The following is an 18,115-nucleotide window of genomic DNA, read 5'->3' on the forward strand; positions in this document are numbered from 1 at the left end:
AGGCGGGCCGTTCTGCCGTTCAGCGGGCTTCTTCGGCCAGTTCGGCACTCAGGGCGGTGATGAACTGCGAGGCGACCCGGCCGGAGCGGCTGCCCCGCTGCATGGCCCATTGCAGGGCACGGCTGTGCAGCTCCTCCCTGGCGATGGGGAGCTGCCTCTCCTCCGCATAGGCACCAATGATGCTGAGATAATGGGGCTGGGAGGCTCCATAGAGGCCGATCCACAGGCCGAACCGGTCGGAGAGGGACACCTTCTCCTCGATGGCCTCGCCCGGGTTGATGGCATCCCCCGCTTCATTCTCGATCATGTTTTGCGGCATGAGGTGACGGCGGTTGGAGGTGGCATAGACCAGCACATTGTCAGGCCGTCCGGCGATGCCTCCATCCAGGACCGATTTCAGGGACTTGTAATCCGCATCCTGCGTCTCGAAGGAGAGATCGTCACAGAACAGGATGATCCGGCGGGAGGTGCGGCGCAGCAGGGCCAGAAGCTGCGGCAGGGTGGCGAGGTCATCCCGTGGAATCTCGATCAGGGCCAGCGGGGGCTGGCCGTCCCTGCGCTGCTCCTCATTGACGGCCAGAAGGCAGGCCTTGACGAGCGAGGATTTACCCATGCCTCTGGCACCCCAGAGCATCACGTTGTTGGCTGCCAGCCCGTGGGCAAAGAAGCGTGTGTTGCCCATGACCTGCCGGATCTGCCGGTCGATGCCCTTCAGCAGCTTCAGCGGGACGGCCTGCATGTGGGGGATGGGCAGCAGATGGCCGCTCCCGCCCTGCCAGATGAAGCTGTCCTGCGTGGGGTCATCCAGCATGGCAGGGTCTGCTGGTGGAGGAGCCATGCGTTCCAGACTTTCGGCAATGCGGGTCAGGAGGGGGAGAAGGGCGGTTGCTGGCATGATCTTCCTGTGCAATGAGCTTGACGTGACATTCCGGCACGATATGGTCCGGGATTATCTCATCAAGATGGAACCAACACCACCTATGAACAGTTTTCTTTTCTCCACGGCTTATGCTGCCGATGCCGGTACCGGTGGCGGAGCTTTCAGCTCGGCAGCCATGCTCCAGTATGCACCGATCGTTCTGGTTTTTGTCGTCTTTTACTTCCTGCTCATCCGCCCGCAGCAGAAGCGTCAGCGTGAACTCCGGGAGGAGCAGAACAGTCTGCGCCGTGGTGACCGGATCGTCACGGCTGGTGGCATTCTGGGTACGGTGCAGAACACCCGTGATGATTCTCAGGAGATCGACGTGGAGATCGCTCCGGGCGTGAAGGTGAAGGTCATCCGCAGCACGATCACGACCGTTCTTTCCCGTGAGGACAGGGTCGCCAACGATTCATGAGGTCAGGGGCGCATCGTCATGATGCGCCGCCTGAAAACGGAAAAGCCCTGCCACGATGATCCGTGGCAGGGCTTTTTTCATGGAAGGATGGCCGGAAGATCAGGCACCCTTCAGGCAGCTCTCGGCATATTCGTAGTTGGCGAGACGGTCGAGGAAGTTGGTGACATAGTCTGGACGACGGTTGCGGAAATCCAGATAGTAGGAGTGTTCCCACACGTCCAGGCCCAGCAGCGCACGGCCCTCATCCTCGGAGAGCGGGTTGGCGGCGTTGGCCGTCTTGGTGACCTTCAGTTTGCCATCGGAACCCAGAACCAGCCAGGCCCAGCCGGAGCCGAACTGCGTCGTGGCGGCCTGCTTGAAAGCGGCCTTGAAGGCATCGACGGAGCCGAAATCCTCGGTCAGTTTCTTTTCCAGCGCACCGGGGATGCGGCCGCCGTTGGGGGAGAGGCAGTTCCAGAAGATGCAGTGGTTCCAGTGCTGGCCCGCATTGTTGAAGACCGGAGCCAGGGAGGAATCAGCGTGAGACAGGGCAATGATTTCTTCAAGGGCCTTGCCTGCCAGTTCCGGCTTGCTCTCGACGAAGCCGTTCAGGGCCGTGACATAGGCCTGATGGTGCTTGCCGTGGTGCAGCTCCAGTGTTTCCTGGCACATGCCGGCATCGGCCAGGGCGTTCTCGGCGTAGGGGAGTTTTGGGAGTTCAAAAGCCATGTGAATCTTCCTTGACATATGAGGGGCAGGAGGCATCCCTCCCGCCAATTCATGACCCCCTCTAGCTATGGTTGCCGGGCGGCAACGTCAAGATGTGCGGGACGGGCTGTCTTAAAAAAAGAGTAAAACGGTCCCAATAGCGGGAAGAGGGGGGTACAGGATACTTTTCAGCGGTTGGCAGCCTCCCGTTCCATCCGGGCAATCAGGGCGGAATAATCGTCATCAGCGTGATGTCGGTTGGAGGCGGCCAGATTCTGGGAGGCTGCCGCCATGCCGTGCATCGGGACGCCACGGCGGCGGGCGGCCTCCATCAGCAGGCCCATGTCCTTGCTCATCAGGCGGGTCGGAAACTGGGAGGGGAAATGTCCCGCCTTGCCCATGTCGATCTTGCGCTTGTGATGGGGGCTGATGACGGCCAGTTCCTGAAGGGCCTCGAAGAGGACGTTGCGCTCCACGCCAGCGGCCAGACCATAGGCGATCCCTTCAGCGATGATGTTCAGCGTGCCCCCCATGATGCCGTTGACGACGAGCTTTAGCCGGGCTGCGCTCCCGGCCGGACCCGCATGGATGGTGATGCGGCCGATCCGGTCCAGAATGGGGCGGGCGAGCGTCACGGTCTCTTCCGGGCCGCCCACCAGCATGATGAGGGCTCCTTTCTCGGCTTCCGGCGTGCTGCCTGACATGGGGGCGTCCAGCACGGCGACATTGCGCTCACCTAGTAGGGCGGCGAGGTGGTCGGCCTGTTCCGGTGAGACGGTGGACGTGTCCAGCACGAGCTGTCCGCTGCGCAGCCCTGCCAGAAGGCCGTCCGGGCCATGCAGGGCCGTGTTCTCCGCCTCGTCATTCGGGACACAGATGATGATGGCGTCACTTCTTTCCGCCACGAGGCGGGGAGAGGCCAGCATGGGGACATCCGCCTCGGCCCCGTTGCTCCGGCCTGATGGCGTGTGGGCGACGACATCATATCCGGCCTGGACCAGATTGCGTCCCATGAGGGATGCTATGGCACCATAACCGATGAAGCCGATGGTCTTGATGGACATGGGCGGGTTCCTTTCAGGGTTCATTACGTCCGTCCAGGGGAGATGGGCCGGGGAAGGCGGGGATTAAAGGGGGATGGCGGAATCGTGATGGAAAGCGGCCATGAAAAAACCCCGCCGGAGCGGGGCTGGAAGAGAAGGATCATTCCTCGTCGTCATAGTCGTCGGCATCGGCCGGGTGGCGGATGGGAGGACGGGACCGGTTGTCCGCATTGCGGCGGGTGAAGTGATGGGCGATGTCCGCCAGCTCCACGAAGTGGTCCGTCTGGCGGCGCAGGTCGTCACCGATCATCGGGGGCGTCGTCTTGACGGAGGAGATGACCGTGACACGCACACCACGGGACTGCACGGCCTCCACGGCACGGCGCAGGTCGGAATCACCACTGATGATCACGATGTGATCCAGCCGGGGAGCCTGTTCGATCAGGTCGACGGCCAATTCGACATTCATGTTGCCTTTCACGCGACGCTGGCCGGACTGGTTGGTGAATTCCCGGGCCGTCTTGGTGACCAGATGGTAGCCGTTGTAGGCCAGCCAGTCCGTCAGCGGGCGGAGGGGGGAATAATCTTCGGTTTCCGGCATGGCGGCGTAGTAGAAGGCCCGCTGGAAGGAGCACTGCTGCTCGAAGAGGTCCCGCAGGGCGAGGAAGTCGACCTCGAACCCCAGATTGCGTGCGGCGTGATGAAGGCTGGCCCCGTTGATGAAAAGTGACGTGCGATCATTTTTGCGTAGAAGAAGATTGGACATATGGCTCACATTATATGCTTGGATCGAGGGTCAAGAAACGTCCTGTTTGTCCTGGGCGGGCCATGACATCTGGCAGGGTCGCCCCTTTGTCTTTGTGTTCCTGCTCCGTATGTATGGTAGTTGTCGTACCAGATTTAGAGGATGGAAGGCGTGTCGGAAGAAGACAGGACAGCCTCTTGACTTCCTTCTTACAGCTTTGCGTTGCGCCAATAAAGGGGGTTGTGATAATAATGCGGGAAGATTGTGAGATATGAGGGGATGAGCCTGTCCTGTTTGTGCAGGGGGCTGGTTCCGGCCCGGGTGAGCGTGGGCCATTTCAGCTTGTGAGTGGGGAGAGCCGGTTTTATGGCACGTGTGACCGTAGAGGACTGCATCGAGAAGGTTCCGAACCGTTTTGACCTGGTGCTGCTGGCCGCCCAGCGTGCCCGTGGTCTGTCCCGTGGGGAGGAGATGCAGGTTCCGCGGGACAACGACAAGAACACCGTCGTCGCCCTGCGCGAGATCGCTGAGGACCATGTCAGTCTTGAGGGGCTGAAGAACGGCATCGTCCGCTCCATGAGCAACCAGCCTGAGGTCGAGCCTTCCGACGAGGAGGTGATGGACCTCATCCCGACGGACCAGAATATTTTCGGTCTTCAGGACGTGTCCGCAGAAGAGGAGGCCGCCAACATGGCGGCCGATGAAGCCGGCTCAGGCCGGGGGCGTCGCTGAGCCTTCAAAGTTTGAAGCATGCGCCCTGAGGAAGGGCCGGACTTTCTGCTGCTTGTGGGCAGATGGGTACAGGCTCTTCCATCAGCAGAGATGGGGGCCGAGGCCATGGCTGATGATACACTTCTTTCCACCGCTTCCCCGGAGGAGACGGTGGCTGACGCCGTGGAGCCGCTGTCCGCACAGGATTTCCACCCTTCCATCAACGGGCTGCTGGAGCGGATCAGGCGGTATGACGCCCACGCCGATCTCGCCAGGATAGAGGAAGCCTACGATCTGGCGGCACAGGCCCATGAGGGGCAGTGCCGGGACAATGGCGATCCCTACATCACCCACCCTATCGCCGTCGCCAACATTCTGGCGGGGTTCCGCATGGACCCGGCCTCCATCATGGTGGGTTTCCTGCACGACACCGTGGAGGACACGAACATCTCGCTGGACATGCTGGGGCAGCGTTTCGGGCGGGATGTTGCGGCCATCGTGGATGGCGTGACCAAGCTGACACGGCTGGAGCTTCAGTCCGACAGGACCAAGCAGGCGGAGAATTTCCGCAAGCTTGTGCTTGCCATGTCACGGGACATCCGTGTCCTCATCGTCAAGCTGGCGGACCGGCTGCACAACATGAGGACGCTCCATTACGTCCAGCGGCTGGACCGCCGCCAGCGCATCGCCCGGGAGACGCTGGACATCTATGCCCCTCTGGCCGAACGCATCGGCATGGACAGGGTGAAGACGGAACTTCAGGACATTGCCTTCGTCAATCTGGAGCCGGAGGCCGATGCGACCATCCGGGCACGGCTGAACTATCTGCGTGGCCAGGGTGCGGACATGATCGAGCGGATACGCTGCGAGTTGACCACGCTCTGCAAGGAGGCTGGAGTGGAAGGGGCGACCGTCATCGGGCGGGAGAAGTCACCCTATTCCATCTGGGAGAAGATGAAGCGGCGCAATGTCGCTTTCGAGCAGCTTTCCGATATCATGGCGTTCCGCATCCTCGTGCCTACGAGGGAGGCCTGCTATGCTGCGCTGGGAGCGGTGCATGGGGCCTACCCCATGATTGCCGGACGTTTCAAGGATTACATCTCCACCCCCAAGACGAACGGGTACCAGTCCCTGCATACGGGGGTGACACTCTACCGTCCGCACAGCCAGAAGATCGAGGTGCAGATACGCACGCCGGAGATGCACGATCTGGCGGAGAATGGCGTCGCCTCCCACTGGAGCTACAAGGACGGCACAAGCCCCAGCGAGCAGGAAACCGCCGTCCTGTCGGAAACGTTCGGGGCCTATACCCGCAAGCTGCGCTGGGTGCAGGACCTGCTGGACATTCTGGAGGACAGCCAGGGGCCGGACGAGTTTCTGGAAAACACCAAGCTGGAACTCTATCAGGACCAGGTCTTCTGCTTCACGCCCAAGGGGCAGCTCATTTCCCTGCCCCGTGGGGCCACGCCGGTGGATTTTGCCTATGCCGTGCACAGTCAGGTCGGGGACCGGTGCGTGGGGGCCAAGGTCAATGGCCGTCTGGTCCCGCTGAAGCACGTTCTGGAAAATGGCGACCAGATCGACATCATGACGGCACGGGGAGGGACCCCGTCTCCGTCATGGGAGCGGTTCGTCGTCACGGGCAAGGCCCGTGCCCGTGTGCGGCGTTTCGTGGCTCTCCAGCAGCGGCAGAACAATGTGGAGAATGGCCGTGGTGCGGTGGCCCGTGCCTTCCGCCAGAAGGGTGTGGACGGATCGGAGAAGGTGCTGGAATCCGTCCTTGGCCTTCTGAAGCAGAACAGTCTGGACGAGCTGTACGGCAGTGTCGGAGCAGGACAGCTGGACCCGAGGGATGTCGTGGGGGCCGCCTATCCGGAGCTTTCCCGGCAGGGACAGGTGCCCCGTATCGTGCCCGGCCTGTCTCCCAGACTGGAAGGACGGCTGGACCAGAGGCCCCTGCCACCCAGACGGCCCTCCAGCTATGAGGGTACGCTGGTCAATGGTGTTGGTCGAGGGATCGAGCTTCATTTTGCGGGCTGCTGCCGCCCCCTGCCGGGAGACCGGATCGTGGGCATCATCGCACAGGGCAAGGGCGTGACCGTGCACCGGCGCAGGTGCCACAATCTCAGCATGTTTGCCGACATGCCGGAGCGGTTTCTTGAAATCTCGTGGAGTGAGGAGGCCATGGGGCGGACAGGGCGGGATGCGCCCCGCTATACGGCCCGTCTCTCCGTCGTGGCGGGGAATGACCCTGCCGTTCTGGCGGCCCTGACCAATCTTGCTACACGGCATGAGGCCTGCGTGGTCAATCTGCGCATCGTGAACCGTCAGCTGGATTTCATGGAGATTCTGGTGGACCTTGAGGTGCGCAGCAAGGGGCATCTGGCCACGGTCCTTGCCGGTTTCCGTGCCGAGAAAGGCGTGCTGCAGGCCGAGCGGACAAAAGGGTGACCTGAATGATTCTCGGAATGGGGGTTGATCTCTGCGCCATCGGGCGCATCGAGCGTGCCCTGACCCGACATGGTGAGGCGTTTCTTGACCGGGTCTTCACGCCGGAAGAGCAGGACTATGTCCAGAGCCTGCGGGGAGCGGCCCGTGCCGGTGCCTGTGCGAAACGCTGGGCGGCGAAGGAGGCCTGCGCCAAGGCGTTGGGGACGGGCTTTGCCCAGGGGGTGCAGCTTCAGGACATTTCGGTGGGGCGCAACCATCTGGGGGCCCCGATGCTCAGCCTGTCCGGAGAGGCTGCCCGTATCCTGGAGCGGCGGGTGCCGTCGGGGCATCGGGTCGAGCTGCTGCTGAGCATGAGTGATGACCCACCCCTGGCCATGGCGCAGGTGCTCATACAGGCCCTGCCCCTGTAGGCTGGCGGGCTGAAAATTGTCCCGGGAATGGAATTAACGCATGACCCGGCGGGCTAGGCAGGCTATGGCAGTGGCTATGAAGGGCGTTTCTGCCAGAACAGGACTACAGGGATCATGAACGAAGACACACAGACGGAACAGACAGACGGGAAGGAAAGCTTGGGGGCCTCCATAAGACAGATCCTGCTGTGGCTCATCCTTGTCGTTGCCGTACGCTCCCTGCTGGTCGAGCCTTTCAACATTCCGTCCGCCTCCATGATCCCGACCCTCCAGGTGGGGGATTTCGTGGCGGTATCGAAGCTGAGCTACGGCTATTCCCGCTATTCCTTTCCGTTCTCACCCTCTTTCATTTCAGGGCGTTTTTTCGCCTCCATGCCGCACCGTGGGGATGTGGCGGTGTTCCGCTTCACCAAGGACACGTCGGTGGATTACATCAAGCGGATCGTCGGCCTGCCGGGAGACCGTGTCCGCATGGAGCAGGGGCGTCTTTTCATCAACGGGAAGGAAGTGCCACGGGAGGACAGGGGGCATTACAGTGTGGTGGATGAGCGGGGCTACCGCCTGTCCGGCACCCGCTACAGGGAGATGCTGCCCCGTGAGGATGGCACTGTCGTTGCCCATGACATCCTGAAGATGCGGGATGATGACCTTGCCAACAACACGCCAGAATATACCGTGCCCCGGGGTTGCTTCTTCGCCATGGGCGATGACCGTGACGACAGCTCGGACAGCCGGTTCCAAGGCGGGCATGAAAGCGGCACCTGTGCCGTACCCGCCGGGAATGATTACCTGACGGACAGTGGCGGGCATGATCTGGGGTTCGTGCCGATAGACAATCTGGTCGGCCGGGCGAAGATCATTCTGTTTTCCGTCGACATGCGTCATCCGACATGGCAGTTCTGGTACTGGCCGGTGGAGATCCGCTGGGGCCGTTTCCTGCACGGTGTTGACTGATGATGACACGTGACGAGGCTGTCCGCCATGTCGAGGCGAAGCTGGAACATCGTTTTTCGGATTCCGGGCTTCTTCATGAGGCCCTGACGCACCGTTCCGCCGTTCCAAGGCGGCAGGGGCGCAGCCGTGGTGGCCAGAAGGGGCGTCAGGCGGCGAAGGCCCCACGGGGGCAGGGTTCCAACGAACGGCTGGAATTCGTGGGTGACCGGGTGCTTGGCCTGCTGATGGCGGAATGGCTTTTCGAGCGTTATCCCGATGAGCAGGAAGGTGCGCTGGGTGCCCGCCATGCCCATCTGGTGTCACGTCCCGTTCTGGCCCGGATTGCGGAAAGGATCGAGCTTTCCGAGGCGATACAGATTGCCCAGCATGAGGAAAGTGCCGGCATACGTGTTCTGGCCAGCGTTCTGGCCGATGCGATGGAGGCCCTGCTGGGCGCACTCTATCTGGATGCCGGGCTGGACCCGGCCCGCCATGTGGTCCGCCGCCTCTGGGACCGTGACATCGAGAGGAGCGGCCAGCCCCACAAGGAGCCGAAGACGCTGCTTCAGGAGTTCCTGCTGGGGCGTGGTGAGGCCCTGCCTAGGTATGAGCTGACCTCTGCGGATGGCCCGTCCCATGCGCCGGTCTTCTGTGTGGAGGTCCGGGCACTGGGTCAGGTGGGGGTTGGCCGTGCGGGCAGCAAGCGGCTGGCCGAGAGTGCTGCGGCGACGGATTTGCTGAAGAAGATGGGGCAGGAGACAGAACGTGCCTGAGGATACAGAAAAGACCGCCACGGGAGGGGAGACACGTTGTGGTTTCGTGGCTCTTGTCGGTGCGCCCAATGCAGGCAAGTCCACCCTGCTGAACCGCATGGCCGGGGCCAAGCTGTCCATCGTCAGCCCCAAGGCGCAGACGACCCGTTTCCGCACGCTCGGCATCGTGATGCGGGACACGGCCCAGCTCGTGTTCGTGGACCTGCCGGGCATCTTCAAGCCTCGTCGTCGGCTGGACCAGGCCATGGTCAATGCGGCTTGGAGCGGTTCCCAGGATGCAGACCTGACGTTGCTGCTGGTGGACAGCCGCATCGGCCTGACGGACGAGATCAGGGAGATCATCGCCCGGCTGAAAGAGGGGAAGCGGCCGGTCTGGCTGGTGCTGAACAAGACGGACCTCATCCAGCGGGACCAGCTGCTGCCGTTGACGAAGGCCATCACGGACCTTCTGCCGGTGGAGGAGGTCTACATGGTCAGTGCCCGCTCCGGTGATGGGGTTGAGGGGCTGCTGGACGGGCTGGCCCGGGCCGTGCCTCCCGGACCGTACCATTATCCTGAGGATGACCTCACGGACCTGCCGGACCGCCTTCTGGCGGCGGAAATTGTGCGGGAGCAGGTCTTCCTCCAGACCCATGAGGAGATTCCCTATCACGCCACGGTGGAGACAGAATCCTTCAAGGTACGCAAGGACGGGTCCATCCGCATTGACGTGACGATCTATGTCTCGCGGGCGGGGCACAAGGCCATCCTCATCGGGGAGCGGGGGCAGCGTATCCGGGAGATCGGGATGCGGGCACGGAAGCAGCTGGAGGGACTTCTGGATGCTCCCTGCCATCTTTTCCTCAACGTGAAGGAGAGGGCGGCGTGGGACAGGGAGACGGCCCGTCTGCGGGCTCTAGGCCTTGCGGAATATGGCTGAACGGCACGAGTTTCGCTTGTTCATGCGGGGATGGCTCTGTATGAGGGAGCAGACAGATTTCAGGACATCATCAACCAGAGAGCTGGTACGACCATGAGCACCGCCCCCCAAGAGCCGAAATTTCCTTATAAACGGGTCCTCCTCAAAGTGTCCGGTGAGGCACTGATGGGCAAGGGGACTGCCGGTGTGGACCCGGAAATGGTGGACATGGTGGCGGCCGACATCGCAGACGTGGCCTCCATGGGCGGGCAGGTCTGTCTTGTCGTGGGCGGGGGCAACATCTTTCGGGGGCTGGCGGCTGCGGCCAAGGGAATGGACCGGGTGCAGGGGGACTATGCCGGGATGCTGGCGACGGTCATCAATGCCCTGATGCTCCAGAATGCACTGGAGAAACGCAACGTGGAAACCCGCGTGATGACGGCCATCCATATGGCGTCCATTGCTGAGCCTTACATCCGCCGCAGGGCCGTCCGGCACATGGAAAAGGGGCGTGTCGTCATTTTTGCTGCCGGTACGGGCAATCCGTTCTTCACGACTGATACGGCGGCCGCCCTGCGGGCCAACGAGATGGAGTGCGACGCCCTCTTCAAGGGGACGCAGGTTGATGGCGTCTATTCCGCAGATCCACGTCTGAACCCAGATGCCGAACGTTATGAGCAGCTGACCTATATGGATGCGCTCGCCCGCAACCTGAAGGTCATGGATGCTGCAGCGATCAGTCTTGCCCGTGAGAATGCGCTGCCGATCATTGTTTTCAACATGCATGCGCCGGGGGCTTTTGCTGCGGCCATGCAGGGTGAGGGCCGCTTTACCCGGATTGTCGAAAACTGAAACAGGAATGGGACCGTCAAGCCAGTCCGTCATGGCTGGCGAGCAGAACTGACTATTGAGGAATCATTGCCATGAACACACAGCTGAATGACCTGCTCGATGATCTCCAGCGCCGCATGGAGAGTGCTCTGGAGAGCCTGCGCCGGGACCTGTCCGGCCTGCGGTCCGGTCGTGCCAGCCCGAACCTGCTGGAACCGGTGCGGGTGGAAATCTATGGCTCTGTCGTACCCCTGTCCCAGGTCGGGTCCGTTGCCGTGCCGGAAGCCCGGATGCTGACCGTGTCCGTCTGGGATGCCAGTGCCGTTTCCTCCGTGGAGAAGGCCATCCGTGACAGTGGCCTGGGGCTGAACCCGGCGGCCGAGGGGCAGACCATCCGTGTGCCCATCCCGCAGCTGACGGAGGAGCGTCGCAACGAGATGGCCAAGGCTGCCGCCCGTTATGCCGAGGGTGGCCGTGTGGCCGTGCGTGGCGTCCGTCGTGATGGCATGGACATCGTCAAGGGGAAGGAGAAGAAGAGCGAGCTCAGCCAGGATGAGGCGAAGACCTGGACGGCCGGCATCCAGAAGCTGACGGACCGGTTCATCGAGCGTGTGGACACCATGCTGGCTGACAAAGAGCGGGACATCAAGCAGGTCTGATCGCAAGAACATTGTCGGACTTACATCCTTCTTCCTTCCCGGCCGGGTCGCTTCCACGTCATGTTGCCGTCATCATGGATGGCAACGGGCGTTGGGCCAGGAGCCGGGGCGTACCGGTCGTGCAGGGCCACCGTGAAGGCGGTGAGGCCGTGCAACGCTGTGTCCGTGCGGCGATGGAACACGGGGTGGATTATCTGACACTGTATGCCTTCTCCTCGGAGAACTGGCGGCGGTCCGGTGAGGAAATCAGTGACCTGACAGGGCTGATGCAGTTCTATCTGCGTCACCGGTTCAGGGAGCTGGACTCTCAGGGCGTCCGCCTGCGCATCATCGGTGAGCCTGAACGGTTTGGGGAGTCCTTCTGCCGGGAGCTGCATCGGGCCGAGGAGCAGACCCGCAGTAACACCCGCCTTACCCTGTCCCTGGCCCTGTCTTATGGCAGCCGGGCCGAGATTGCGGGCGGAGTCCGTCATCTGGCGGAGAGGGTCCGGGCCGGGACGCTGAATCCGCAGGATATTGACGAGGACATGCTTTCCGCCGCCCTCCAGACGGGCGACATGCCGGACCCTGACCTTGTCGTGCGGACGAGCGGCGAGAGCCGTCTGTCAAATTTTCTTCTCTGGCAGTCGGCCTATGCCGAGCTGGTCTTTCTCGACGTGCTCTGGCCGGATTTTGGTGAGAAAGATTTTGCCGAGGCCATGCGGCGTTACATGCGTCGGCAGAGACGTTTTGGAGGGAGGCCGGAATGACGGAGCTTCAGAAGCGCATCCTTTCCAGTCTCGTGATCGTCCCCGTGGTGCTCCTCTGCCTCTGGTCTGGTGGATGGGCCTATCGGGTACTGGTGCTGCTTGTCATGGTCGGGATCGTCTGGGAAGGGGAAACCCTGCTTGGCCAGCCGATGAAAAGTCTGCGGGGGCTGCTGCTTCTGCTCTGGCCCCTCTGTGGTGGTCTGATAGCCATCAAGGGGCAGTGGTTTGCAGCCTTTTACCTCCTGGCGTCCAGTGTCCTGTTTGGCAGGCGGGCCTGCGGTCCGGTCCTGGTGGCCATGCTGGGTGGTTTTTCCCTGCTCTGGCTGCGGGGGCGGCCTGACGGCTTCCTTGAGACCTTCTTTGTCATTTTCGCCGTCATTGCCAGTGACAGCTGCGCCTACGCCACTGGGCGGCTGATTGGCGGGCCGAAGCTGGCCCCGGCCATTTCTCCCGGCAAGACCATCTCCGGCTCGCTGGGGGGCATCGTGGGGGCCGTGATCCTCGGTGGGCTGGTCGGACACTGGTCGGGGCATGGCTGGTCGTTCTCCGCCTGTCTGACGGGCGGAGTGATTGCCGTGGCGGCCCAGGCAGGCGACCTGCTGGAGAGTGCCTTCAAGCGGCGTCTGGGCGTCAAGGATTCCGGGCGGCTCATCCCGGGTCATGGGGGACTGCTGGACCGGCTGGATGCCCTCCTGCTGGCGGCCCCTGTTGCGGCCATCCTGGCCCTCATGGCCGGAGAGGGGCCATTCTGGCAGCTTTTCCGTTAAGTCTTATTCTGGAGCGGCAGTCTCTGCTATAGGTCTGTCATGAGGCAGACCCGCCATCACGTATCATGTTGAAATCATCAAGGGAGAGGTATTCCATGGGGGGAGGTTCCGGGCGTCGGCGCATCAGCGTGCTTGGCAGTACAGGCAGCATTGGTGTCTCGACCGTCGATCTTCTGAAGCAGCAGGCAGACTCCATCCAGGTGCGCGCTCTCGTGGGGGGGAAGAACGCCGCCCTTCTGGCCGAGCAGGCCCGTGAGCTGAATGCCGAGCTGGCCGTCCTGAATGATGAGCAGCATTATGAGGAGCTGAAAGAGCGTCTCGCTGGCACTGGCGTGAAGGTGGCCGCCGGACGGCAGGCCGTCATCGAGGCCGGTGCGCTGGAAGCAGACTGGACGATGGCTGCCATCACCGGGGCGGCCGGGCTGGCTCCCACGCTGGAGGCCGTACGCAACGGGCACAAGGTGGCCCTGGCCAACAAGGAGGCTCTCGTCTGTGCCGGCAACGTCATGCTGGAAGCCGTGCGTGATGCCGGAGCCGAGCTGCTGCCCGTTGATTCCGAACATAATGCGATCCTGCAGTCCCTTGGCGGGGCGGACATGTCTCTCGTGGAGAAGATTGTCCTCACGGCCTCTGGCGGACCGTTCCGCTGCTCCACGAAGGAGGAGATGGCGAAGGCGACGCCTGAACAGGCTCTGAAGCATCCCACATGGTCCATGGGGGCCAAGATCACGATTGACTCCGCCTCCATGGCCAACAAGGGGCTGGAGGTCATCGAGGCCGCCCGTCTGTTCGACCTGCCGGAACATCAGATTGACGTGCTGGTCCATCCGCAGTCAGTCGTGCATGGCATGGTCTGTTTCCGTGATGGCAGCTTCGTGGCCCAGATGGGCACGGCGGACATGCGGATTCCCATCGCACACACGCTGGCCGCCCCGACCCGGATGCAGACGGGATGCGAGCGTCTGGACTTTGTGAAGCTCGGGCAGATGAATTTCGAGGCGGTGGATGAGGACCGCTTCATCCCGCTGCGTCTGGCCCGTCAGGTCCTGCGGGCCGGAGGCGTGGCTCCGACCGTGTTCTCCGCCGCCAACGAGATCGCCGTGGAGGCTTTCCTCGCCGGGAAGATCCGTTTCCTCGGCATTGGTGAGCTGATTGATGCCAGCCTCCAGGCCATGCCGGAAAACCCGGTACCGACCTCCCTGGAGGATGTTTACCATTGGGACGAGATGGGGCGTGAGCTGGCCCGGACACAGATGAAGCGGATGGCCGACCATGCATAGTCTTCAGAGCATCGTTGCCGGTCTTGTCGTTTTCGGGATTGTCGTCTTCATTCACGAGCTGGGCCATTATCTGGCCGCCCGCTGGCGTGGCGTGCAGGTGACCGTCTTCTCGATCGGGTTCGGTCCCGCCCTGACATCATGGAAGGATCGGGTCGGAACACGCTGGCAGATCAGCCTGCTGCCGCTGGGGGGGTATGTCAAACTCCATGGGTTTGAGAACCGTCCCGATGCACCACGGGAAGAGGGTGACGAGAATGCCTTCAACCGCAAGTCCGTCCTCTCGCGGGCGATCGTGACGGTGGCGGGGCCTGCCTTCAATTTCCTGCTGACGATCCTTCTATTTGTGGTGCTGCTGTCCTGCTTCGGCAGGCCGGAGGCCCGGCCCGACATCGGCACGCTGGCCCCGGATGGTGCGGCCATGAAGGCCGGGCTTCAGGTGGGTGACGAAATACAGCGTCTGGACGGGCATCACATCCTGAGCATTGGCGACATCCAGGCGCAGGTGGCGGCCCATCCGGGCGAGGTCATGAAGATCGGGCTGCTGCGGAAGGGCCAGAGCCTGGAGCTTCCGGTCACGCTGGACCGCATCCGGCAGGGGGGGCATGACGTCGGTCGGCTGGGGGTCGGCTTTGCCGTCAGTCACAGTGCGCCCCTGCCTGTCTACAAGGCTGTTCCGGCGGCCATCGGACAGACGTGGGACATGTGCGGCAACATGCTGGAGGGCATCTGGCAGATCATCAGCGGGCAGCGGAGTGCCCGGCAGCTCTCCGGGACCATCGGCATCATCCACATGTCCGGGCAGGCCGTGGATTATGGCGTGGCCAGTGCGCTGGGGTTCGTGGCTCTCCTGTCCCTCAACCTTGGCCTGCTGAACTTGTTCCCCGTGCCCATGCTGGATGGTGGCCATCTGCTCTTCTATGCCTGTGAGGCCATCCGGGGGAAACCCCTGTCCGAGCGGACGCAGGGTTATGCCCTTCAGGTGGGGCTGTTCCTCGTGGCGGCACTTTTCATCTTCTCGACGGTGAACGATCTCAGGGGGCTGGGAGTTTTTCACTGGTTGTTTGCACATGGGGGTTGATCTTTCCCCCTGCAATGATGGAAAAGACCTTCTAGGGTAGAGTATATAACTGAGACAGGCATCTCCCTTGGCGTGATGCTGCGTGGGACTCTGTCCGATGCGCCTGTGCGTGTGGGCTGTCCGGGCGTTCGGTGCGGGGGCGGCATGATGGTTGTTCGTGGAATTTTGAGACGAGGAATACCGGTTTTGTCAGGATTGCGTACGAAAAGGTTCCGGCCTATGGCCGTTCGACTGGCTCTGCTGGCTTCTGTCTGTACGGCACCGACCCTGCTCTGTGCGGCAGAGGCGGCATCCCAGCAGGGGCGCAGTGTCCATCATGCCCGTCGCTCTGTGGACAAGGACCATCTCTCCTCCGGCAGCATGATCCAGTCCATCGACGTGCGTGGCAATACCCGTATCGAGACCAGCACCGTCCTGTCCTACATGGTGGTGCAGCCGGGTGACAGTTTCGACCGTGACGCCCTCAACCGTTCGCTGAAGACCCTCTATGCCACGGGGCTGTTCCGGGACGTGACGCTGAAGCGTGAGGGCAACACGCTTCTGGTCAACCTGACGGAAAATCCGGTGGTGAACCGCATCGTCTTTGAGGGCAACCATGCCCTCAAGGACAAGGACCTGATGAAAGAGATCAGCCTGCGGACCCGTGCCGTGTTCTCGGCCCAGACCGTGGCCGTGGACCGCCAGAAGATACTGAACATGTATGCGGCCCGTGCCCGGTACGGGGCCACGGTGGTGCCGCAGGTCATCCGTCTGTCCCACAACCGTGTCGACGTGATCTTCAACATCAATGAATCACAGCAGACGCTCGTCCGCAAGATTGCCTTTGTCGGCAATGCGAGCTTCAGCGAGGCGGCCCTGTCCCATGTCGTCTCCTCCAAGGAACATGCCTGGTACCGTTTCTTCTCCTCCTCGGATGAATACAACCCCGAGCGCATCCGCTACGATGCCGAGCTTCTGAGGCGTTTCTACCTGCATAGCGGTTTCGTGGATTTCCACATGGTCGATGCCACGGGTGAGCTGTCTCCGGACCACAAGAGCTTCTACGTCACCTATACCCTTCATGAGGGGCCACGGTATCGTCTGGGCAAGATCGGCGTGCGGTCCAATGTGCATCATGTCACGGCGGACACGATGAAGAATCATATCGAGGTTTACAAGAACCAGTATTACGATGGCACGGCGGTGCAGGACAATGCGACGGACATGCAGGAGTGGCTTCAGGCCAACGGGCATCCCTTCGCCATGGTGCGCCCCGAGATTGCCCGTAATCCTGAGAAAAAGGTCGTCGATCTTCTCTTTGACATCGTCGAGGGACCGCATGTCTATGTGGAACGCATCGACATCAACGGGAACACGATCACGCGTGACCACGTGATCCGCCGGAACCTGCCCATGGTGGAAGGGGATGCCTACACGCCCTTCAACCGCAAATATTCCAAGCTGGCCCTTCAGGACATGGGGTACTTCAGCAGCACCGGGGTGGAGCAGTCCCAGGGGTCTGCGCCGGACAAGGTCAATGTCAGTGCCAACGTGGTTGAAAAGCCGACCGGTGAATTCTCCCTCGGTGGCGGGTACTCGACCGACGCCGGCATCATGGGTAACGTCGGCCTGAAGCAGCACAACCTGCTGGGTACGGGCATTGATGCCGGGTTCTCCGGTACGGTCGCCTATTATGAGAAGCAGGCCGATCTGTCCGTGACCGATCCCTACTTCCTCGGGCGCAACTTCGTCGCCGGGTTCGACATCTACACGATCCAGAACAACTACCAGACCTACCAGAGCTATAACGAGGGTCAGTACGGTGCGTCCGTCCGCCTCGGCTATGCCTATAACCGGTATCTGTCGCAGTCCTGGACCTACACGGTCGTGGACCGTCATGTCGGTAACGGCGTGCCGGGGTCGCAGTATCCGGGCTGGGAGGATGACACGCCGTCCGTTTATGTGCGTGATGCCGCAGGCTGGTCGCTTCTTTCCCAGATCGGCACCAACATCACCTATGACCGCCGTGACAACCGCATGAACCCACGGTCCGGTTACGTTCTCAGCGCAGGCGGCGATTTCGCGGGTCTGGGTGGCAACGAGAAATATTACCGTGTCAAGGCCAACGGCAGCTACTATCTGCCGCTGGATGACCTGACGGGCAGCCACAGCTGGGGCTTTCAGTTCAAGGGCGGTGTTGGTTACATGCATGACTGGAGCTCCAGTGGTGACCGGAACATCGTCGACAACTTCTACCTTGGGGGGCAGAACCTGCGAGGCTTCCTTCAGGGTGGTGTCGGCCCACGAAGCAGCCACTACAAGGCTCCCTGCCACAGCGGTGCCGCCAACACGCCACTGGGCCAGGCCCGCAACGGCTACTGCCCGGGTGCCGGACAGGAGGACCTGATCGGTGGTACCTTCATGTACACGGCGTCCATCCAGCTGAATTTCCCGCTGCCGATGGGTGACAGCCTTGGCATTTCCGGACGTGGCTTCATTGATGCCGGTAGTCTTTCCGGCAAGCGTGTGAAGGACCGCAATCATTACCGTAACTGGAATGACCCGTACTACACGCCGATCGGCGGCAGCACGATGACCCCTCGTGTCTCCGGCGGTCTTGGCATTTCCTGGAAGAGTCCGTTCGGTCTGGTCAATATTGACGGTGCCGTCCCGATCCATCGTGAACACGGGGACCGTCTGTATCCGGTCCGCTTCGGGTTCGGCCAGCAGTTCTGAGGAACATGGCCCGTTCAGGGTCCTGCGGGAGCCGGAACGGGCCTTTCC

18 protein-coding genes are annotated in these 18,115 nt (G+C 62.0%); 14 read left to right on the top strand and 4 right to left on the bottom strand.

Annotated elements, in window-relative coordinates; genetic code table 11:
• Positions 1–19 precede the first annotated feature (19 nt).
• Complete coding sequence (locus tag CPA56_RS01580; protein ID WP_182040288.1) at positions 20–895, bottom strand: ATP-binding protein; 876 nt, start codon at positions 893–895, stop codon at positions 20–22.
• An 85-nt stretch (positions 896–980) separates the two neighbouring features.
• Here CPA56_RS01580 and yajC point away from each other — a divergent pair, with 85 nt between their 5' ends.
• The gene (gene yajC / locus CPA56_RS01585) at positions 981–1,337 is read left to right on the top strand and encodes a preprotein translocase subunit YajC (RefSeq protein WP_182040576.1); all 357 of its coding nucleotides are present in this window, start codon (positions 981–983) and stop codon (positions 1,335–1,337) included.
• A 99-nt stretch (positions 1,338–1,436) separates the two neighbouring features.
• Here yajC and CPA56_RS01590 read toward each other — a convergent pair whose 3' ends face one another.
• From CPA56_RS01590 to CPA56_RS01600, 3 genes are all read right to left on the bottom strand, one after another.
• Entirely contained in the window at positions 1,437–2,045 is a 609-nt protein-coding gene (locus tag CPA56_RS01590) for a superoxide dismutase (RefSeq protein ID WP_182040289.1), read from the bottom strand.
• Positions 2,046–2,212: 167 nt separating this feature from the next.
• The gene (locus tag CPA56_RS01595) at positions 2,213–3,088 is read right to left on the bottom strand and encodes an NAD(P)-dependent oxidoreductase (protein WP_182040290.1); all 876 of its coding nucleotides are present in this window, start codon (positions 3,086–3,088) and stop codon (positions 2,213–2,215) included.
• A 139-nt stretch (positions 3,089–3,227) separates the two neighbouring features.
• Positions 3,228–3,833: a LabA-like NYN domain-containing protein gene (locus CPA56_RS01600; RefSeq protein WP_182040291.1), complete on the bottom strand. Its 606-nt coding sequence runs from the start codon at positions 3,831–3,833 to the stop codon at positions 3,228–3,230.
• A 345-nt stretch (positions 3,834–4,178) separates the two neighbouring features.
• Here CPA56_RS01600 and rpoZ point away from each other — a divergent pair, with 345 nt between their 5' ends.
• The 13 genes from rpoZ to bamA all read left to right on the top strand — a co-directional run bounded on the left by rpoZ (position 4,179) and on the right by bamA (position 18,067).
• Complete coding sequence (gene rpoZ, locus CPA56_RS01605; protein ID WP_043560688.1) at positions 4,179–4,544, top strand: DNA-directed RNA polymerase subunit omega; 366 nt, start codon at positions 4,179–4,181, stop codon at positions 4,542–4,544.
• Positions 4,545–4,649: 105 nt separating this feature from the next.
• A complete protein-coding gene (locus CPA56_RS01610) occupies positions 4,650–6,974 on the top strand; it encodes a RelA/SpoT family protein (protein ID WP_182040292.1) in 2,325 nt (774 codons plus the stop codon).
• Positions 6,975–6,979: 5 nt separating this feature from the next.
• A complete protein-coding gene (gene acpS, locus CPA56_RS01615) occupies positions 6,980–7,384 on the top strand; it encodes a holo-ACP synthase (RefSeq protein ID WP_182040293.1) in 405 nt (134 codons plus the stop codon).
• A gap of 114 nt (positions 7,385–7,498) precedes the next feature.
• Positions 7,499–8,338, top strand: a complete 840-nt coding sequence (gene lepB, locus CPA56_RS01620; protein ID WP_182040294.1) for a signal peptidase I — start codon at positions 7,499–7,501, stop codon at positions 8,336–8,338.
• Positions 8,338–9,090 carry a ribonuclease III gene (gene rnc, locus CPA56_RS01625; RefSeq protein WP_182040295.1) on the top strand — a complete coding sequence of 251 codons (753 nt, stop codon included), beginning with the start codon at positions 8,338–8,340 and terminating at the stop codon, positions 9,088–9,090. Before lepB ends, rnc begins: the two co-directional genes overlap by 1 nt.
• A complete protein-coding gene (gene era, locus CPA56_RS01630) occupies positions 9,083–10,009 on the top strand; it encodes a GTPase Era (RefSeq protein WP_182040296.1) in 927 nt (308 codons plus the stop codon). Before rnc ends, era begins: the two co-directional genes overlap by 8 nt.
• 93 nt (positions 10,010–10,102) lie before the next feature.
• Positions 10,103–10,840 (top strand): UMP kinase, encoded by a 738-nt coding sequence (pyrH, locus tag CPA56_RS01635; RefSeq protein WP_182040577.1) that lies wholly within the window; start codon positions 10,103–10,105, stop codon positions 10,838–10,840.
• Positions 10,841–10,911: 71 nt separating this feature from the next.
• Positions 10,912–11,478: a ribosome recycling factor gene (frr, locus tag CPA56_RS01640; RefSeq protein WP_182040297.1), complete on the top strand. Its 567-nt coding sequence runs from the start codon at positions 10,912–10,914 to the stop codon at positions 11,476–11,478.
• Positions 11,478–12,227: a polyprenyl diphosphate synthase gene (gene uppS, locus CPA56_RS01645; RefSeq protein WP_407645632.1), complete on the top strand. Its 750-nt coding sequence runs from the start codon at positions 11,478–11,480 to the stop codon at positions 12,225–12,227. The genes frr and uppS overlap by 1 nt, the downstream gene beginning before the upstream one ends.
• Entirely contained in the window at positions 12,224–12,994 is a 771-nt protein-coding gene (locus CPA56_RS01650; protein ID WP_182040298.1) for a phosphatidate cytidylyltransferase, read from the top strand. Before uppS ends, CPA56_RS01650 begins: the two co-directional genes overlap by 4 nt.
• Positions 12,995–13,089: 95 nt before the next feature.
• The gene (dxr, locus tag CPA56_RS01655; protein WP_182040299.1) at positions 13,090–14,274 is read left to right on the top strand and encodes a 1-deoxy-D-xylulose-5-phosphate reductoisomerase; all 1,185 of its coding nucleotides are present in this window, start codon (positions 13,090–13,092) and stop codon (positions 14,272–14,274) included.
• A complete protein-coding gene (gene rseP / locus CPA56_RS01660) occupies positions 14,267–15,352 on the top strand; it encodes an RIP metalloprotease RseP (protein WP_182040300.1) in 1,086 nt (361 codons plus the stop codon). Before dxr ends, rseP begins: the two co-directional genes overlap by 8 nt.
• A 219-nt stretch (positions 15,353–15,571) precedes the next feature.
• Complete coding sequence (gene bamA, locus CPA56_RS01665) at positions 15,572–18,067, top strand: outer membrane protein assembly factor BamA (RefSeq protein ID WP_182040301.1); 2,496 nt, start codon at positions 15,572–15,574, stop codon at positions 18,065–18,067.
• The last annotated feature ends 48 nt before the right edge of the window (positions 18,068–18,115 follow it).

This window comes from Bombella mellum (genome assembly GCF_014048465.1).
Taxonomy (GTDB): domain Bacteria; phylum Pseudomonadota; class Alphaproteobacteria; order Acetobacterales; family Acetobacteraceae; genus Bombella; species Bombella mellum.